17 protein-coding genes are annotated in these 17,116 nt (G+C 56.5%); 1 reads left to right on the top strand and 16 read right to left on the bottom strand.

From position 1 onward, the window contains the following. Nucleotides 1-105 precede the first annotated feature (105 nt). The 16 genes from HMPREF1986_RS03540 to gcvT form a co-directional block, all read right to left on the bottom strand. Nucleotides 106-927, bottom strand: coding sequence for a hypothetical protein (locus tag HMPREF1986_RS03540; protein WP_021773396.1), 822 nt, complete (start codon nt 925-927; stop codon nt 106-108). Continuing rightward, nucleotides 924-1,442 (bottom strand): FHA domain-containing protein, encoded by a 519-nt coding sequence (locus tag HMPREF1986_RS03545; RefSeq protein ID WP_036599141.1) that lies wholly within the window; start codon nt 1,440-1,442, stop codon nt 924-926. Before HMPREF1986_RS03545 ends, HMPREF1986_RS03540 begins: the two co-directional genes overlap by 4 nt. A gap of 11 nt (nt 1,443-1,453) precedes the next feature. Then, nucleotides 1,454-1,984, bottom strand: coding sequence for an FHA domain-containing protein (locus tag HMPREF1986_RS12510; RefSeq protein WP_196806097.1), 531 nt, complete (start codon nt 1,982-1,984; stop codon nt 1,454-1,456). 17 nt (nt 1,985-2,001) lie between these two features. Further along, a complete protein-coding gene (locus tag HMPREF1986_RS03555) occupies nt 2,002-2,430 on the bottom strand; it encodes a hypothetical protein (protein WP_009213605.1) in 429 nt (142 codons plus the stop codon). Between the two features lie 14 nt (nt 2,431-2,444). Further along, entirely contained in the window at nt 2,445-2,870 is a 426-nt protein-coding gene (locus HMPREF1986_RS03560; RefSeq protein WP_009213604.1) for a hypothetical protein, read from the bottom strand. A gap of 200 nt (nt 2,871-3,070) precedes the next feature. Further along, entirely contained in the window at nt 3,071-5,245 is a 2,175-nt protein-coding gene (locus tag HMPREF1986_RS03565) for a hypothetical protein (protein ID WP_036599142.1), read from the bottom strand. Between the two features lie 69 nt (nt 5,246-5,314). After that, the gene (locus HMPREF1986_RS03570) at nt 5,315-6,343 is read right to left on the bottom strand and encodes a vWA domain-containing protein (protein WP_021773400.1); all 1,029 of its coding nucleotides are present in this window, start codon (nt 6,341-6,343) and stop codon (nt 5,315-5,317) included. 288 nt (nt 6,344-6,631) lie between these two features. Further along, nucleotides 6,632-7,627: a lipoate--protein ligase gene (locus HMPREF1986_RS03575; RefSeq protein WP_036599147.1), complete on the bottom strand. Its 996-nt coding sequence runs from the start codon at nt 7,625-7,627 to the stop codon at nt 6,632-6,634. Next, nucleotides 7,614-8,474, bottom strand: coding sequence for a lipoyl synthase (gene lipA / locus HMPREF1986_RS03580; RefSeq protein ID WP_021773403.1), 861 nt, complete (start codon nt 8,472-8,474; stop codon nt 7,614-7,616). Before lipA ends, HMPREF1986_RS03575 begins: the two co-directional genes overlap by 14 nt. 11 nt (nt 8,475-8,485) lie before the next feature. Further along, on the bottom strand, nt 8,486-8,725 hold the full coding sequence (locus HMPREF1986_RS03585; RefSeq protein WP_009213591.1) for a lipoyl domain-containing protein: 240 nt from the start codon (nt 8,723-8,725) through the stop codon (nt 8,486-8,488). Nucleotides 8,726-8,929: 204 nt separating this feature from the next. Continuing rightward, a complete protein-coding gene (locus HMPREF1986_RS03590; RefSeq protein WP_021773404.1) occupies nt 8,930-9,880 on the bottom strand; it encodes a lipoate--protein ligase family protein in 951 nt (316 codons plus the stop codon). Between the two features lie 106 nt (nt 9,881-9,986). Continuing rightward, entirely contained in the window at nt 9,987-11,390 is a 1,404-nt protein-coding gene (gene lpdA / locus HMPREF1986_RS03595; RefSeq protein ID WP_021773405.1) for a dihydrolipoyl dehydrogenase, read from the bottom strand. 83 nt (nt 11,391-11,473) lie between these two features. After that, entirely contained in the window at nt 11,474-12,901 is a 1,428-nt protein-coding gene (gcvPB, locus tag HMPREF1986_RS03600) for an aminomethyl-transferring glycine dehydrogenase subunit GcvPB (RefSeq protein ID WP_009213588.1), read from the bottom strand. After that, nucleotides 12,901-14,214 (bottom strand): aminomethyl-transferring glycine dehydrogenase subunit GcvPA, encoded by a 1,314-nt coding sequence (gcvPA, locus tag HMPREF1986_RS03605; RefSeq protein ID WP_021773406.1) that lies wholly within the window; start codon nt 14,212-14,214, stop codon nt 12,901-12,903. The genes gcvPB and gcvPA overlap by 1 nt, the downstream gene beginning before the upstream one ends. Before the next feature lie 30 nt (nt 14,215-14,244). After that, a complete protein-coding gene (gene gcvH, locus HMPREF1986_RS03610) occupies nt 14,245-14,622 on the bottom strand; it encodes a glycine cleavage system protein GcvH (protein WP_009213586.1) in 378 nt (125 codons plus the stop codon). Between the two features lie 111 nt (nt 14,623-14,733). Continuing rightward, nucleotides 14,734-15,825 carry a glycine cleavage system aminomethyltransferase GcvT gene (gcvT, locus tag HMPREF1986_RS03615; protein WP_021773407.1) on the bottom strand — a complete coding sequence of 364 codons (1,092 nt, stop codon included), beginning with the start codon at nt 15,823-15,825 and terminating at the stop codon, nt 14,734-14,736. A 687-nt stretch (nt 15,826-16,512) separates the two neighbouring features. On the opposite strand from gcvT, the gene HMPREF1986_RS03625 reads away from it, so the two are divergent. Continuing rightward, a complete protein-coding gene (locus HMPREF1986_RS03625) occupies nt 16,513-17,007 on the top strand; it encodes a hypothetical protein (RefSeq protein ID WP_036599154.1) in 495 nt (164 codons plus the stop codon). Nucleotides 17,008-17,116: the final 109 nt, after the last annotated feature.

Below are 17,116 nucleotides of genomic sequence, written 5' to 3' on the forward strand. Positions count from 1 at the left end.
TCCTCCTCCGCTTCCCCTGCCGCCCGGTCCTTTGCCTGTCACGGCGTCTCTCCGCCTTCTCCGGCAATGCTTTTCCTATCGCCGGGGGCGGAGGCAGTCTTTCTCTCAGGCTCTCAGAAGAAGGACTCCCGCGTTCCCTGCCTCTCCTACGCTCCTCTCCCTCGCTTTTTGGATTAGGATCCCGCAGAGCCTCCTTCCCGGGCGATGGTGCCGGATCAGATTCTCCAGTTCCCTTCGGCCGAGCACACTGGAGATCTCCTTATTTAAGAGAAGGAGGAGATCACCTCTTTTCAGCCGGAGCCTCTCTCCGGCTCCCGCAAAGCCCTGGTAGTCCTCTCTTCCGAGATAGCGGAAGCTTCTCTCCCTTCGGAGGAGCCGCTCTGCCGCCTCCCGGGAAATCCTTCCCCTCCGAAATCCCTCCCGTATCATAGCCGCCGCGGACTGTCCCTCCGAGAGAAGCAAAAGCTCTCTGCCCCGGTAGAGGTAGAGCGAGAGCTCTCCGGAGATCCCATATCGAAGCTCTCCCCCGGAGGCAAAGAGCGCTCCGACAGAGGCTCTCCCCTTCTGCCCGTAAAAAATCCGGCAGAGCCGCGAGTTTGCCTCCCGAAAGAGCTCTTCCAAAAGCTCTTCCTCCCTCTCCTTCCGGGAAAGCTGGAAGCCGGAGCAAAAGCAGCGGACGGAAGAGAGCGCCGCCGCCTTTCCCGAGATCCCGCTCCCGGAAGCGTCCGAGAGGACGGCGAGCGTCCCGTCTCCCCTTCCAAGATAAGCGTAGGCCACCGCCTGCTGCTGTCTCTGCCCGATCGCGCGTTCCCCATAGACGCGGCAGCCATCTCCTCTCCTCCCAAAAAGGAGAAAGAAAAGCTGAAGGAGGAGCATGAAAAAAGAAAAGAGAAGCAGAAGGAACACGGCGAGAATGTAAAAAATCATAGCCCCTCCGCTCTCTCCTCCTCTTCCCAGGAGAAGTTCTTCCCCGCAAAGGGGAGATAGAGAAATTCGCTTCCCCCGATCGCGATCAGATCATAGGCGGATAGCGCTGTCGGGAGATAAAGCGCCCTCCCGTTCAGATAAAGCATGCCGCCGTTTTCAGACGGAAGCAATGTCCCCTCTCCTTCCCTGCTGTCGAAGGAAAGTGCCGCGTGGTCTTCCTCGGAGATCTCATTGTCCCCCAGGATCTGGATCTCCATCCGGTCACTCCGCCCGATATAGTTTTTTCCGGAGACAATGCGGTAATCCCTTCCCCTCTGCGCCCCCCGGATGCAGATCAGCCAGGCGCAGACCGGCTTCACACTGAGCTTCCAGAGACTCTCGAAGAGCTCCTCCTCCGTGAAGGATTCCTCCCTCCTTTTTCTCTCCGATGTATCGATATGGCAGTAGGGACAGATATCTCCGCAGCGCCGCCTGGAAAACATATGTCCGTTTCTGCAGCGAATCAGGTTTCCCATACTCCCTCCTCCTAGAGAAGCCTGAGACGGTTTCGCCCGATCTGAATCAGGTCTCCTCTCCTGACAATGCTCCGCCGCTCCATAAGCCAAAGACTCTCCCCGCTCCCCGTAAGATGCAGCAAGGTCCCCCCTCCGCTTCCAAGATCCTCCAGATACCACTGCCCTCCGGCGCGGTTTAGGACCGCGTGCTCCGCTGCGAGCTCCTCCTCAAAGTCCTGTCCGGAGAGGTCGACCTCCGGCCTCTCTCCCTCCCCGCCTCTTCCGATCCGAAGGGAGCTTCTTCCGAGGAGACTCCAGCTTCGAATCTCCCGCCCCTCCTCGTTTAAAAGGAGAAGGGAAGAAAGCGGAAGAGCATCGGATTCCCCGGACTTCCCCCTCTTTTCCCTTCCCGAAAGGAAGAGAAGGAGAAAAAGAGAGGGGAGAAGGAGGGCGGAGAAGAGAATGGCCGGAAGCTTCAGGCTCCATTCCATGCTGTAGAGCAAAAGATCCGCAGAGAGCACGCAGAGGATCGAAAAGATCAGCCCGGCCTTTCTTTCATCCACCCGGATCCCCTCCCTTCTCATTCCGCGGCGTAGCCGCCTTCCACGACAAGCTTAGCCATCTGATCCTTTTTCTGTCTTAAGACGAGCTCGAAGCTCCCCACCCCCTCCTCATCCCCGTGCCTCTCCCGGTAGGAGAGCACGAAGGCATTCGGAAAGATATACTTCCGCTTCGTAATGCCGGCCACGATCTGCTCCGCCGTCACCCTTCGATAGCAATCCGGCTTCTGCGCCGGCACCATGGACCAAAGGGCGAGCTGCCTCGTAGAATCCCGGCTGTCCCCCTCTGTCGAGGCGAGGATCTTCCCCTCTATCGTCATGGTGGCACCCGCATCGTTCGTCCGCGCATTGGAGTCCGCGGGAATATCCGTGGAGAGGGAGACGCTGCTCACACACTCCTTCGCGATTTCAAACGCTCCCCCGCCCTCAACCTGTACCCTGTATGCCATATCCACTCCTCTCTCTACTCACCGGCATAGCCGCCCTCGACCGCCGCGTCCCTGTTCTGATCCTTTTTCTGCCTGATGTGAATGTAAAACTCCCCGATCCCCCGGACATCATCCGCCTTCTCGGAATACTCCAGTACAAAGGCATTCGGGATCCGGTACTTCCTGACGACCTGCCCCGCGGAGATGACGCTGAGCTCCGCTATGCGGTAGCAGTCCGCGCTCTCCGACGGAATCTGAGACCAGCGGGCGAGCTTTAAAACATCGTCCGTATCTCCGCCCACCGTGTAGAGCACTCTCCCCCAGACCTTGAGTCCGATCCCGTAGTCCGTCGCCTTTGCGTTCGAATCCCGCGGCGATTCCGAGAGAAATTCCGCATTTACAATGCTCCTCTCGTCAAAGTCCGCAAGCTCCGATCCCGCCACCCTAAAACGAATCCCCATAATCTTTCCTCCCTTCTATTTTCTTCCTGCTATTCTCTTTCTACTATTTTCTTTCTCCTGTTCTCTTTCCTCTCTTTGCATCCCTTTCACAGCGCCTTGCCTTCCCCGCCCTGCGCTCTCCCTCTCCGTATGGATCCCGGTGGCGAAGAGCCGGAACGCACGTTGTCCGAAAAGTAAAAGGAACAGTCTGCTGGAAGCGCTCAGGCGCTGTCTCCCCGATTCAGGAGAAGCTCCAGCCTCTTTCTGCTTCCGTGGAAGGAGAGCTCCACAAAGCAAGTCCCCGCCGCCTCATCGATCTCGTAGTCCATCTCGTCCCTTGCGTCGAGGATGGCATTCACCTTATCCTTTCTCGCAAGCCAGAGACTCTTCCGGCTCGTCGGATGATTCGAGAAAAACCGCGCGAGATTTTCCGGCTTGAAGTCTCCGGTCGCGTGTCTTAAAATCCGCTCGATATAATTTGCCGTCTGCGTCTTGTAGATCGCCTCGTATCCGCCCTCCGAGAGCTTTAAGTTCCGGGCCTTATAGACCATGACCGCATTGATATCCTCCCCCTCCAGGACCGCATTTTCCGAGGAAAAGACGAAGCCGAAGCCTCTTCTCTTGATATCCTCCTTCACACTGTTGGTAAAGCCTGTGATCTCCCTCGACATCGCGGTATGCGCCCGGAGCGGATTGTTTCCGGACTCGATGTCAAAGCGGACACCGGGGAGCTCCGGGTCCACTCCCCTCCGGAAGCGCTCCTTCAGATACTCCGGCGACTGACAGGCCGCCATAAGTCCCGCCGCGACGAATGCGGCCCCGATATAGATGCCGTCGATCCACAGCTTCAGGAGATCCTCCTTCGCCTCCGAAAGCTCCGCCGCCTCGTGCTCGTTCACGAGCATCCTGCTCTCCAGCCGGACGCCGGATTTCTCCTTCGGGATGATGGTGAAATTCGGCACGCAGGGGATCAGGTATTCCGAAAAGGACTTCCCGCTCAGGCTCTGGCAGCGCTCATCAAAGAATGCGACACCGCTTGTCGCCATGCTGTTAAAGCTGGTCCGATCCCCCGTCTCATAGCTGTAAAAGCACTGAACCCCATAGTCCTTTAAGAGATCCGCTGTCCTGACCATGGACTCCACGCTCACGCTGTCTGACTTCGGGGATCCGCTTCGTCCCCGGAAACGCTCCCTCGCGCCGCTCATCCGGGATCTCTCATCCAGGGAGACAGACGGCAAAACGGCATACCAGACCGTGTCGCTGTAGTCGTTCTTTTCATTGACCGTATTCAGATAGGCCGCAAGCTTCGGCAGATTCAGACTGCTAGCCAGAAGCTCATTCCGCACATTGGCGACCAGCATGCTGGGGCGCATCCCCTTGAGTCCCTTCGGATACTGCTCGAAAAAAGCCCAGACTCCGAGAAGCTTCTCCGCAAGAGGCTTCACTGCCCTGATGAAATCCTCCTTCGCGTTCTTATAAAACTCAAGGTAAGCGTTGTAGTGTTCGACCTCTCTCCGGACATCGATCTCCGCCTCCGCTTTGGACGAAAGAGGGCAAAAGGTCCGGACCACCAGCTGCCTTACATAGCTGCTGCCGTTTTCATTCAGGGCGTCATAATCCTCCTCCAAAGCCTTTATGAGCCCCGCATTCTCGTGCTCATCGAGGGGAAGCAGGGCAGCTTCTCCGTCCTTTGGCGCTTCTATCACTTTGAGCTCCCCCTCCTCCGACATGGTGAGAACACCGAGTGCGAGCGCCTTTCGCTCCTCCTTTTCCTTCGTCCTTCCGAGAAGGAGCCGGGTCCGGATATCCGAGATCGCGAGGGGGATCATCGCCATGAGGTTTTGATAGTTCGCGCTCGCCTCCTCAAACATCGCGTTGAGCTTATCCCCGAGATCCAGCTTGTAGGGATCCCCGTCCTCAAGCTTCGCATATTCGGAATAGCTGTACTGCAGCTCCTTCCGGATCTGCCTTATGTCCTCCATGACCTTTCGGGGGGAAATCATCTCCGTGAGCTTTTCAAAGCGAAAATCCGCGTTGATGATCCCCTGACTCCGCTTCGTCTCGACGAGCGTCATGAGCATTTTCAGGAAATCATTGTGCAGATTGAGATGTACCGCGCTCAGCATATTTTCCGGAATCCCGGCGGGCTTTTCCTCCGTATAGACGACGCTCTGCGTCGCCGCATTAAAAAAGGAATAGATCGTCGGGTCGAACTTCTCGAGAAACTCCCCGAAGCTTCGGACGAGGAGTGTCTCATTGATTTCCCGGATCTTATCGTCACTCAGGCTGTCCATCCCCCTCACATCTCCGATCAGAGTCAGGAGATTCCGTTTCTCCGGATTGATTTCTTCGAGAAGAAGCGTCCTGTTTGTCTGTCTTATAATGCTTTCCGCCATCATTTCCTCCTTCCGCTCGCAGCTTCCGAACTGTCCCGCTCCTCTGCCTCCCCTCCGCTCTCCGAAGGCTTAATAGAAATGCTTTCCCCGGGATCCCCCCGCGCTCTCCGAAAAATCCGAAGAGATACTTCGCCCGCGCTCTCTTATCTCCCGCCTCTCCCGCTCTGCGCGTCTTCCGAGAGAAAAGAGAAGTGCACCGGAGAAAAGGAGAAGGGAGAGAATCAGCGCAAGGGGCCAAAGACTTTTCTCCTCCCCGCCCTTTTCCCCGGTATCACGCGGGGTTCCCGCTCTGTTCTCTTGCCCTGTATCACGCGGGGCTTCCGCTCTATCCTCACTCCTTCCGTCAGGCGGAGGGGAGCTATAGAGAAGAGATGGTCTCAGAAGAGGAAGGGAAAAGGAGGGGAGCTCCCCTTTCCGGGGGGCATCGAAGGGCTCCGTCCTCTCTTCCTCACCGTTTCCCCCCTCTCCCTCTTCCGGCTCCCATGCCCTTTGGATATCGGAGAGCAGAGCCTCCCTCCCAAGGGAATGATAGAAGAGCACCCTCCCGCCGCTCTCCTCCGCCGCGCGGCAGAGCGCCGTATATTCCTCCCCTTCGGAAAAGGAGTATACCGTGAGGGAGATCCCCCGCTCTCTCGCAAGAGCTGCCCCCTCCATGAGCCTGGAAAAGGAGAGATCCCGATCCCGGGCACTTTTCATGTCGGTTTCCCCGTCGGTAAACCAGAGGATACGGCCCCGGTCCGCCGTCAGAGACAGCGCCTGCAAAAGTCCCTCTCCGGAATTCGAATAGCCGGAAAAGGGCTCCTGAGGAAGAAGCTCCCGATAGAACTCCGCGGAAGCGTCCGCAGAGACAGACTGAGAGGGTACGGAATGATACGATAGATAGGAAAAGTCCCTAGAATCGGGAAAAGAAGAAAAGGAATCAAAAAGAATGGATAAAAGTACTTCCCGCACTCCCCTCATAGAAGCGCTCACATCGACCAGAAAAGTCGTATCGGAGGGGGGCGGAGGAGACTCCGCCTCTGCGGAAAGCCTCCCCGGGGCCTGGAAAAACAGAAGACAGATTCCGACTAGCCCCGATAAAAAATATGCTTTTTTCATGGAATCACTCTTTCTCTTGGAAAGAGCATAGCATTCCTGCCCAAGATTTTCAAGTAAAAAGCCGGGGTTTACGGCTTTTCTGCGATATTCCCAGAATTTTCTCCTCCCGCTATGGAAGATCGACAAAAAGCCTTCGAGAGCGGTAGAAAGCTTTCAAGACAAAACAAAAGCGCCGTCTTCCGGCGCTTTTCCCCGAAAGGGCTGTCTTCCTCCCCGGGGGCAGTATAAGCATAAAGATCCGTTTTACGCATCGCTTCGCTTCTTTGAGGCCCGGGAGAACCACCACTCCTAGTCTGCGATCAGTCCGGCGAGCTCTGAGGCACTGATCCGATAGACTGCGCCCTCCGCGCCGTGCTCCCGCAGTGCCCGGAGAACGGACTCGCGGTCAAAGCTCACCCCGCAGAGTGCCCCGCAGAGCTCCGAAGCGTCCATCGTGCTGAAAAAATCTCCAAAGACCGAGGCCGACTCGATCCTGCCGTGGACGACCTTCAGGCGAAAGACGACCTTTCCCCCCGCGAATCTCCCGCTTTTTTCGATGTTGAAGCTGGGATTTTTCCCGTAGATGCTCTCCCAGTTATTGAACTTCTCTCCGGCGAGGGTCTCGATCCTCTCCCGGTCCTCCTCCGTGAGCGCATAGCGCTCTTCCTTTCCGCTCCCGGATAAAATGGCGGAAATCATCGCCTCCTTGAACTCCAGCGCGCTGAGGGAGGCTGCGCTCTCCGGCAGCATCTCCCGGATATTGCAGACCCTCTCCCGCACGGACTTAATGCTTTTCGAGAAGATCTTATAGCTGTCCACCGTCGTAGCGCGCACCATGCTCTCGATATCCGTATCAAAGAGGAGGGAGCCGTGGTGAATCATGCTGTCCCCCAGCCGGTACTGCGCATTTCCGGAGATCTTCCTGCTCCCGATGCAAAGGTCATTCCGCCCGTTGAAGGAGGCCTCCACGCCGAAACTCCCAAGCGCCGCGATCACCGGCCCGATATAGCGCTGAAATTCGATCTCATTTTCGCGCAGGCGGTCAATGAAGGTGAACTGCCAGCCCCCGAGATCCGTGTAGATCGTCCCGCCCCCGCTCATCCTCCGGACGATGTGCATCCCCCGCTCCTTCGCATAGGGAAGATTGATCTCTTCCGCCACATTCTGGTACTTTCCGAGCATCAGGGTCGGCTCCGTCCTCCAGAAGAGGAAGACCGTGTCCTCAAATTTCTTCTCCGACGCGAAGTAATACTCACAGCCGAAATTGTAGTAGACATCCGTCGATCCCGTCTCAATATATACCATGTACATCCTCCAGGGCCTCGATCGCCCGGTAAGAGCTTCTCGCAAGCGGCGCGGAGGCGACATAGCGGAAGCCCTTCGAGAGCGCGAGCTCCTTATAGCGGCGGAAGTCCTCCGGCGTCGCATAGTGGGATACGGGGTAGTGGGCGGGAGAAGGCTGAAGATACTGCCCGATCGTCAGGATATCGCAGCCCGTATCCAAAACATCGTCCATAAGGCGCCCGATCTGCTCCTCCGTCTCTCCGAGTCCCACCATAAAACCGGTCTTCACCCGGATCTTCGGCTGCTTCTCCTTGCAGTAACGCAGCACGCCGAGGGATCTCTCGTAGGCCGCCTGCGGTCTCACCGCCTTCTGGAGCTCCTTCACCGTCTCGACATTGTGATTCAGGACATCCGGACTCTCGGAGAGCACGATGTCCAGGGAAGCCGGATCGCCCTTCATGTCGGAAATCAGGGTCTCGACCGTGGTCCCGGGGCAGAGTCTCCGGATCGCCCGGACCGTCTTCGCAAACTGCTCCGCACCCCCGTCCGGAAGATCATCCCTCGTGGAGCAGGTCAGGACGACGTGCTTCAGATGAAGCTTGGCGGAGGCCCTGGCCACATTTTCCGGCTCCTCCGGGTCCGGAGGAGCCGGACGCCCCGTGCAGACATTGCAGAATCGGCAGTTCCTGGTGCATATGCTCCCGAGGATCATAAAGGTCGCCGTGTGCCTTCGATAGCACTCCCCGAGATTCGGGCAGTTTGCCTCGCGGCAGACCGTATTCAGCCTGAGATCCCGCATAAGCTCCGCGACCTCGCTGATCGCCTCCTGATTATACTTTACCTTAAGCCAATCCGGTTTCCTCTCCATCTTTCCCTTCCTCAGCGCTCTTCGATGACGGCAACAGCCTGCTCTGCCTTTACGGTATCCCCCTCCTCGCAGAGGCGTTTTTTTAGGACGCCCCCGCAGCTCGCCTCTACCTGCACCACGACCTTGTCGGTCTCGATCTCATAGACCGGCTCCCCGGCCTCCACGCTGTCGCCGTCCTCCTTCAGCCAGGCGCAGAGCACTGCATCCTCCATCTCCGGTCTGAGCTTCGGTACCACAAGTTTCTTCTCCATATCTGCTCTCCTCTTCTCCTAATTCCAAACAAAAGGCTCTGCCCGCCGCCCTGCCGCTTCCCCTCCCGGATTTAAGCCTTTCTCCGCCGCAAAGTATTGTCGCAGCATGGAGACAGGCCTACTCCTTTCTCTTCTCCGCCGGGAGCAGCGGAGAAAGCGGGAACGCACTGTACCGGACGGACAAAAAACAAGAAGGCAAAAGCACTAGAGCAGGAGGCGGAGAAGCTCCTCTCCGTCCTCCCCGGCAAGCCTCTCCGAAAGCTCCGAGAAGCTCTCCGGGCCGAAGCGGCTTCCCTCGAAAAGGGATCTCGCCTCCTCTTCATCCAGGTCAGGCGAGCGAAGGGAAAACTCCTCTACGACGCCCCTTCTCGCACTGTAGGAGATCCGGACCTTATCCCCCCGGAAGCTCCCCTCCCGCTCGAAATGAAAGCCCGGCGTCTTCCCCCAGGTCCAGTCCCAGCTCCTGTATTTTTCTTCGGAAAGTCTCTCTATCTCAGAAAGCATGCCCTCATCCGGCGTAAAGCGCTCCGCCCCCTCTCCCGAAAGCTCGGAGAGCAGCGCCTCCGCAAACTCCTCCGCGGAAGCATCTCCCCAGAGCCCCTCCCGCCTGATACTGGTCACAGTACAGATGGCGGATTCTGAGGCCTTGGAGCAAAAGCTTCCGCTCTTTCTCCCGGTCGTGATCTCATCGAGGAGCGAGAGCTCCGAATCGAAGAGAAGCGTCCCGTGGTGGAGCACTCTCCCTCCCGATACCTTCTGCGCGCTCCCGGAGATCTTCCTCCCAAAAAGCGCGATATCGCAGGAACGCCTCCTCTCCGCCGGGATACCCAGACGGCCGAGCGCCGCGATCACCGGCGTGAGAAAATCCTCATAGGAGACAAAGCCCTCCCTCCGGAAAAGCATGCTGTAATTGATATTCCCAAGATCGTGGTAGACGGTCCCGCCGCCGCTGATCCGTCGAAGCATCGGAATGCCCCTTCGGAAAAGAGAGACGGCGTCGACCTCCGCCGCGATATTCTGATAGCAGCCCGCGACAACTGCCGGGGCATCCCGATAGACTATGACCGCATCCTCGTCCCGGAGCCTCTGAAAGAGAAGCTCCTCCAGCGAGAGATTGAAAAAGGGATCTGTCGAGACACTTTGATATGCGATCATATTTTCTCTCTTCCTTCCCTCTCCTCTGCCGTTTTCCGGGGCCGCCGGCTTCCCCCGGCTCTTCCCCGCCCGGAAGGTCTTCCGGGCGGAGTCTTCTCCGTTCTCTCTATCGTTTCTTTGGCGCCGAGTGGATGGAGGAGCCGAAAACCTCCTCCAAGGCCTCTCCGACCGCCTCATTGTAGGTGGGGTGTGCCCGCATAGCCCGGAGAAGCGCAGGGACCGTGAAGCGGTTTGCGACCGCGCCTCCGAACTCCCCGATCATATCCGTCGCTCTCGCGCACATCATCTGCGCTCCCAGCACCGCGCCGCTCTCCTTCTCCGCGAGGATCTTGATAAAGCCCCGCTCCTCCTTCGAGATCAGCGACTTTCCGTTCGCACTCATCATGAACTTCCCGACGGAGAACGAAAGCCCCTGCTCCTTTGCCTGCGCCTCCGTGAGGCCGACGGAAGCGATCTCGGGGTCCGTGTAGACACAGGCCGGCACGACGGAGAGGTCGATGCTCCTCTCCTCCCCGGCGAGCTCCTCCACAAGGCAGATTCCCTGCGCGCTCGCAAGGTGGGCAAGCTGCATCCCCTTTATGAGATCCCCGATCGCATAGACCCCCTCCATCGAAGTCCGGAAATGCTCATCGACGACGACCCGTCCTCTCTCGAGGGCGATCGAGACGCCCTCCCCGAAGAGTCCCTCCGTATTCGGCCTTCTCCCGGCCGCACAGAGCACATACTGCGCGGAAATCCTCTGCTCCGCCTCCTTCTCCGTATAGGAGCAGCTCATCCCCTCCTCTCCCCGCTCGATCTTCGTGACGGAGACTCCGGTATGGATATCCACACCGCGCTTTTTCAGGATGAGCTTCAGGTTCTGGGCGAAGTCCTTGTCCATATTGGCGAGGATCGATGGCAGGACCTCGAGTATCGTCACCTTCACGCCGAGAGAGGAAAATACCGAGGCGAACTCCACTCCGATCACTCCGCCTCCAATAATCACGAGGCTCTTCGGAAGCTCCGTAAGCTGAAAGAGCTCATCGCTTGTCAGGACGCCCTCCTGCTCGATCCCGGGCACGGGGATCAAGGCCGGGCGGGAGCCCGCGGCGAGGAGGACATGCTTCGCCCGGAAGCTCTTCTTCTCTCCCTCCTCCGTGACGCTGACGGAGCTGTCCTTCTCCAGCACAGCGGAGCCCTTGATATAGGAGACACCGTTCGCCTTAAAAAGCTGCTCCACTCCGCCGCAGAGCTTGTCCACGACATCCTGCCGGTAGGAGAGCATCCTCCCGTAGTCGAAACAAAGCTCCTTCGCGAAAATCCCGAACTCCTCCCCGCTCTTCATCTCCCGGAAGAGCTCGCTTGCATGGAGCATCGCCTTCGTCGGGATGCAGCCCCGATTCAGGCAGGTTCCGCCCGCCCGGTCCTTTTCCACCACCAATGTCTTCATCCCAAGCTGCGCTGCCTTGACAGCGGCCACATAACCGCCCGGCCCCGCCCCGATGATAATCAGGTCAAAATTATTTTCCATGTTTTCCCTTCCTGCCTGCCCGCTATACTGATTCGGACATGGACCCGAGGGCCCATGTCCGCGCTGAATCATCCTATGGAATCCTACTTCCACTCGTAGCGAAGGACCGGTTCCCTCGCCGCCTTCACCTCATCCAGCCTTCCGACCGGCATCGTGACAGGTGCCTCGTGAAGCTTCTCCGGGTTCTTCTGCGCCTCCTCATAGAGCATCCGGTAGACACGGATGGCGTCATCCAGGGTATCCTTGGACTCTGTCTCCGTGGGCTCGATCATCAGAGCCTCATGCACGATCAGCGGGAAATACATTGTTGGCGGATGCATCCCGTTGTCGAGCAGCGCCTTTGCGATATCCATTGCGGATACGCCGGTCTTATGCTTGAGATCCTCGAGACTCATGACGAACTCATGCATGCAGACCTCGTCGTAGGCCATGGTATAGATATCCTTCAGCTTGTCCATCATGTAGTTCGCGTTCAGAACCGCATTGTGGCAGGCCTCGGGGACTCCCTCTTTTCCGAGCGTCTTGATATAGGCCAGCGCGCGGACGACGACCAGGAAGTTCCCGTAGAAGTTCTTCATCTCGCCGATGCTTTTCTTCGGCTTCTCGAAGTGCTTCTCCTTCTCTCCCACCACCATGAGAGAGGGCAGGAAGTCCGCGAGGAAGGCCTTGCAGCCCACCGCTCCGCTTCCGGGTCCTCCGCCGCCGTGCGGGGTGGAGAAGGTCTTATGGAGATTCAGGTGGATGACGTCGAAGCCCATATCGCCCGGCTTCACGACGCCCATGACCGCGTTCAGATTCGCCCCGTCGTAGTAGTTCAGGCCGCCGCAGTCGTGAACCAGCTTCGTGATCTCCAGGATGTTCTTATCGAAGAGACCGACCGTGTTCGGATTCGTGAGCATAAGGCCCGCGATATCGTCCCCGAGCACCTCCTTCAGCTTCTCCAGATCGACACAGCCATCCGGCCCGGAGGGCACGGAGACCACGGAAAAGTCCGCCATCGTCGCACTGGCGGGATTCGTGCCGTGCGCGGAGTCCGGGATGATGATCTTCTTCCGCTTGCTGTCGTTCCGGCTCTCATGGTAAGCCTTAATGAGCATGATGCCCGTAAACTCTCCGTGGGCACCGGCGGCCGGCTGCAAGGTCATGCTGTCCATCCCGGTGATCTCGCAGAGATACTTCTCGGCGGTCTGGATGACCTCGAGACAGCCCTGGACCGTGCTGATGGGCTGCAGCGGGTGGATCTCGGTGAAGCCCGGGAGCGCCGCCATATCCTCATCGATCTTCGGATTATACTTCATCGTGCAGGAGCCGAGCGGATAGAAGCCGTCGTTTACGCCGCGGGCCTTCTTCGCAAGCTCCGTATAATGTCTGCTGATCTCCGTCTCCGAGAGCTCCGGGAGGTGGAGTTCCAGCTCCCTCTTATCCTTCTCCGGCACCGCTGCCGGCTCTACGTCACAGGGAGGGAACAGCGTACAGCCTCTGCCGGCTCTGCTTTTTTCGAAAATAAGCATCACTTCACCTCCTTCAGGATCTGCACTGCCTCGTCGATGCCGCGCTTGTCGTTCACCTCGGTACAGCACCAGAGAATTCTCTTCTCATCCAGCGGATAGCCGCCGAGGATCCCCTGCTTCTCCAGAGCGGCGAGCGCCTTCTCCGACGGGGTCTCAGAGACCGTCACAAACTCATGGAAGAAATCCGCCTTGTAGGCCGGCCGGAAGCCGATCTTCTCCAGCTCCTTCGCCATATAATGGGCCTTCGCGGTCGAAAGCTCCGCAGCCTGTCTCAGGCCCTGCTTCCCCACTGCCGAGAGATAGACCGCGACAGCGAGCGCGCAGAGCGCCTGATTGGAGCAGATATTACTGGAGGCCTTCTCTCTCCGGATATGCTGCTCTCTCGCCTGCAGCGTGAGCACATAGCCGATTCTGCCTTCCTTGTCATTGGTCTGTCCGACGATACGTCCCGGCAGATTTCTCTTGATCTTGTCCAGGCAGGCCATAAAGCCGAGATACGGTCCGCCGAAGGCGAGCGAGAGCCCCAGGGGCTGTCCGTCTCCGACCGCGACATCCGCGCCGTACTCTCTCGGGGACTTTAAGATACCGAGTGAGATCGGATTCACGCTCATGATGTACTTCGCACCGGCCTCATGGCTGAGATCCGCGATCTGCCGCGCCGGCTCCAGATTCCCGTAGAAATTCGGGTGCTGGATGAGTACGCAGGCGATGCTGGGATCCAGATGCGCCTTCAGGTAATCTATATCTGTCAGACCGTCCTTCTCCGGGATGAATTCAAGCTCCATGCCGTTTCCATGGCAGTAGGTCTTGACCGTCTCCAGCGTATCCGGCTGCATGAGCGAGGAGACCAGAGCCTTCTTCCGCTTCCGCTCCCTGCACATCGCAACCGCCTCTGCGGCCGCCGTCGCCCCATCATAGACCGATGCGTTCGAGACATCCATGCCGGTGAGATCGCAGATCATTGTCTGGTACTCGAAGATCGACTGCAGGACGCCCTGGCTGGTCTCCGCCTGATAGGGTGTATAGGAGGTCAGGAAATTCTCCTTTGAGATCACACTCTTTACGATGGACGGGATAAAATGCCGGTAGGCCCCGGCGCCTCGGAAGATGACCGGAAAGATCTTGTTCTTTTCCGCGAGCTTCGTCATATCCCGCCTGACCTCAAGCTCCGAGAGGCCGGAGGGGATGTCCAGCTCTTTCCTCAGCTTCACTTCCTCCGGAACATGCGCAAAGAGCTCATCAAAGGAAGAAAAACCAATTTCCGAGAGCATCGCCTTCTGCTCCGCCTCTGTATTGGGAACGTATTTTCCCATTGATTCTACCGCCTTTCTCAAAATCGCCCATCAGGCGAGGGTCTTCAGGTACGCCTCGTACGCCGCCGCATCCATAAGCTCTGCCTTATCGGAGACATCCTTCACCCGGATCATCCAGGAATCGTAGGGAGCGCCGTTGATGCTGGCCGGATTGTCCAGCACCTCCTCGTTGACTCCGCAGACCACGCCGGAGAGCGGAGAGTAGACATCCGACACTGCCTTCACAGACTCGACCTCGGAGAAGGACTCTCCGACCTTCACCTCATCTCCCTCCTCGGGAAGATTCACAAATACAAGATCACCGAGCTCAGACTGCGCATAGTCACTCAGTCCGACTACCCAGACATCGCCCTCCTCCTTCACCCACTCATGAGACTTCGTGTACAGCAGTCCTTCCTTCACTGACATAGCATTCTCCTCCTTAAAATGACGGCGGCCCTGCCGCCTGTGATGCACTTTCCCATAAAACGAAGCGAAACGCTTCGATATCCTTTCCGTTTACCTCGCTCTTCTTCCTTCTTATTTTTTTGCTCTCTTATAGAAGGGGAGCGGTACGACCTCGGCCTCTACCGACCGTCCTCTGACCGAGACCTCGAGCTTCTGTCCGAGCTCAGAGTATTTCGGATCCACCAGAGCCATCGCGACCGGATAGCCCAGGAAGGGGCAGTGCGTTCCGGAGGTCGTGTGTCCGACGACCTTTCCGTCGACAAGCACATCCTCCGCCTCGCGGATGACTCCTCTTCCCGTCACCTTGAGTCCCACTCTCTTGATCTTCGGCTCTCCCTTCGCCTCGATCGCCGCCTTTCCGATGAAGTCGGGCTTGTCCATCTTCACCGCGAAGTTGAGGCCTGTCTCGAGAGGAGTGATCTCATCGTTCATCTCATGCCCGTAGAGCGGCATCGCAGCCTCCATCCGGAGCGTATCTCTCGCACCGAGTCCGCAGGGGATCAGTCCCTCTTCCTTCCCGGCCTCCAGGAGCTTGTCCCACATCTTCTCCGCGTACTGATTCTCGAGGTAGAGCTCTACGCCGTCCTCTCCGGTGTAGCCGGTCTTCGAGACGATGCAGGGCATCCCCGCGACCTCAGCGTTGAAGACCGCGTGGTAATACTTCTTCGGGATATTGTCCTCGGTCGTGAGCTTCCTAAGGATCTCCATCGCCTTCGGTCCCTGGAGGGCGATCTGAGAGTAGTCCTTCGAGACATTGGTGAATTTAGCATCTCCGAACTGATGATCCAGCATCCACTGGAAATCCTTGTCCTGATTCGCGGCATTCACGACGATAAAGTAGTCGTTCTCCCCTCTCTTATAGACGATCAGATCATCGACGCAGCCTCCCTTTTCATTGCACATCAGACTGTATCTCGCCTGTCCGTCCACCATATTGTCAAAGTTATTGGTGAGGAGCTTCTGCAGATTTGCGAGCGCATCCGGGCCCTGACAGAGCACCTCTCCCATATGGGAGACGTCAAAAAGTCCTGCCTTCTCGCGGACCGCCATGTGCTCCTTGATCACACCCGTCTCGTACTGCACGGGGAGCAGGAAGCCCGCAAAGGGCACGATCTTCCCTCCGGCCTTCACATGCGCATCATACAACGGTGTCTTCAATTCCATGTTTCTGCCTCCTTTACCGAAAATTCCCGAGGATGGGTTCTGACATCCCGGTCTGAAATGGATTCTCAATCAAACAAAGTTTCTCTTTTCTACAAATTATAAACTCTATTCTCCGATGAATCCGTTATATTTTTTATTATAGTGCAAAGCTTCTCCCTTGTCGATAGCGAATAGTCAAATAATTGACGGATATACTTACTATATTTTTAAGCTCCTCCTATACAAAACGTCGAAGTCCGTCTTTCGCGGGCCGGAAATGCAGTCCCGGAGACAAAAAGGATGGAGCTGATGCGAAGGATCTTATAGCATAGCTTTCTCGTCAACTTTCTGAGCAAGGCTTCATAACAGCGCGACAAGTTCTCAAAATATTTCTCTTCATCGGTCCGGCGATAATTTCCGAGTGCCTCCGCAGCCTTCGCAGCTCTCTCCCTATCAACCATAAGAGTCTCCTTTCTCAATGGTTAATAAGAAGTTGTTCGCAGAATCAGAAACGAACGAAGAAAAGACTGAAATTCTATCTTTCCGGAAATACTATCCATTTACATCCCTAGGGAGTATTATATAAACAATGAAGATTGACGAATGCTTCTATTCTGTATAAGTGGTGAAGCCATGAAAGAAGAAGCTCTTTCTCCCAGTCCGATTGACAGGTTTTTCACAAAAGCAGAAAGATTAGGAAGAAAAATCATGGAAAGAAAAAACAATGACCCCTCTATTCAGTGGGAAGCTTATACACGTACCTGGGGATTTAAAAAATTTTATCTGAGAGTCTTTTGGGACACCGGCATTTATCAAAAATCGGTCGTGTTCAAGATCCAGCTGATTGGTTTTCTGTTCCTTTTTATGAAGACACTTTATTTTTTTAAGATCAAATGGTATCAGCTGTCTGATCTGATTTTTAATTTTATCTTGCTGTGCATCGCCCTAACCGCAGTATACTTCACTCCTATTATTGCTTTTTCATTAAGCCGTTTTAGAAAGCCGAATCCTCTCAAAAAGAATATCTTTTCTTCCCTTACAAAGGAAGAAATCCTGGGCAAAGCCTGGATGAAGGGGCTCTCGGTCAAAGAATATGAGGATGGGATTGTTATTTACAGTTCTAAAAGGCTTGAACTCCTGCTTTATAAACCCATGGTAAGCAATGAAAGATACCAGCGCATCAGAAATTTTCTCTTGTCATAGTATACGGACTATATCAAAAAACTATCTATTTACATCTCTAAGAGGTATTATATAAGCAGCGAAAGATGGAGAGTGATTTTATTTCTATCTTTCAAAAGCACCTATTCCA

It is taken from the genome of Oribacterium sp. oral taxon 078 str. F0263 (assembly GCF_000469565.1).
In the GTDB taxonomy this organism is placed as follows: Bacteria; Bacillota; Clostridia; order Lachnospirales; family Lachnospiraceae; genus Oribacterium.

Coding starts and splice junctions, on each gene's coding strand:
- lipA (WP_021773403.1), bottom strand. CDS start 8,474: ATGGAGAGGAAACCGGATTGGCTTAAGGTAAAGTATAATCAGGAGGCG.
- lpdA (WP_021773405.1), bottom strand. CDS start 11,390: ATGGAAAATAATTTTGACCTGATTATCATCGGGGCGGGGCCGGGCGGT.
- HMPREF1986_RS03585 (WP_009213591.1), bottom strand. CDS start 8,725: ATGGAGAAGAAACTTGTGGTACCGAAGCTCAGACCGGAGATGGAGGAT.
- HMPREF1986_RS03625 (WP_036599154.1), top strand. CDS start 16,513: ATGGAAAGAAAAAACAATGACCCCTCTATTCAGTGGGAAGCTTATACA.
- HMPREF1986_RS03575 (WP_036599147.1), bottom strand. CDS start 7,627: ATGGTATATATTGAGACGGGATCGACGGATGTCTACTACAATTTCGGC.
- HMPREF1986_RS03590 (WP_021773404.1), bottom strand. CDS start 9,880: ATGATCGCATATCAAAGTGTCTCGACAGATCCCTTTTTCAATCTCTCG.
- gcvPA (WP_021773406.1), bottom strand. CDS start 14,214: ATGGGAAAATACGTTCCCAATACAGAGGCGGAGCAGAAGGCGATGCTC.
- HMPREF1986_RS03545 (WP_036599141.1), bottom strand. CDS start 1,442: ATGGGAAACCTGATTCGCTGCAGAAACGGACATATGTTTTCCAGGCGG.
- HMPREF1986_RS03570 (WP_021773400.1), bottom strand. CDS start 6,343: ATGAAAAAAGCATATTTTTTATCGGGGCTAGTCGGAATCTGTCTTCTG.
- gcvH (WP_009213586.1), bottom strand. CDS start 14,622: ATGTCAGTGAAGGAAGGACTGCTGTACACGAAGTCTCATGAGTGGGTG.
- HMPREF1986_RS03555 (WP_009213605.1), bottom strand. CDS start 2,430: ATGGCATACAGGGTACAGGTTGAGGGCGGGGGAGCGTTTGAAATCGCG.
- gcvT (WP_021773407.1), bottom strand. CDS start 15,825: ATGGAATTGAAGACACCGTTGTATGATGCGCATGTGAAGGCCGGAGGG.
- gcvPB (WP_009213588.1), bottom strand. CDS start 12,901: ATGCTTATTTTCGAAAAAAGCAGAGCCGGCAGAGGCTGTACGCTGTTC.
- HMPREF1986_RS03560 (WP_009213604.1), bottom strand. CDS start 2,870: ATGGGGATTCGTTTTAGGGTGGCGGGATCGGAGCTTGCGGACTTTGAC.
- HMPREF1986_RS03565 (WP_036599142.1), bottom strand. CDS start 5,245: ATGGCGGAAAGCATTATAAGACAGACAAACAGGACGCTTCTTCTCGAA.
- HMPREF1986_RS03540 (WP_021773396.1), bottom strand. CDS start 927: ATGATTTTTTACATTCTCGCCGTGTTCCTTCTGCTTCTCTTTTCTTTT.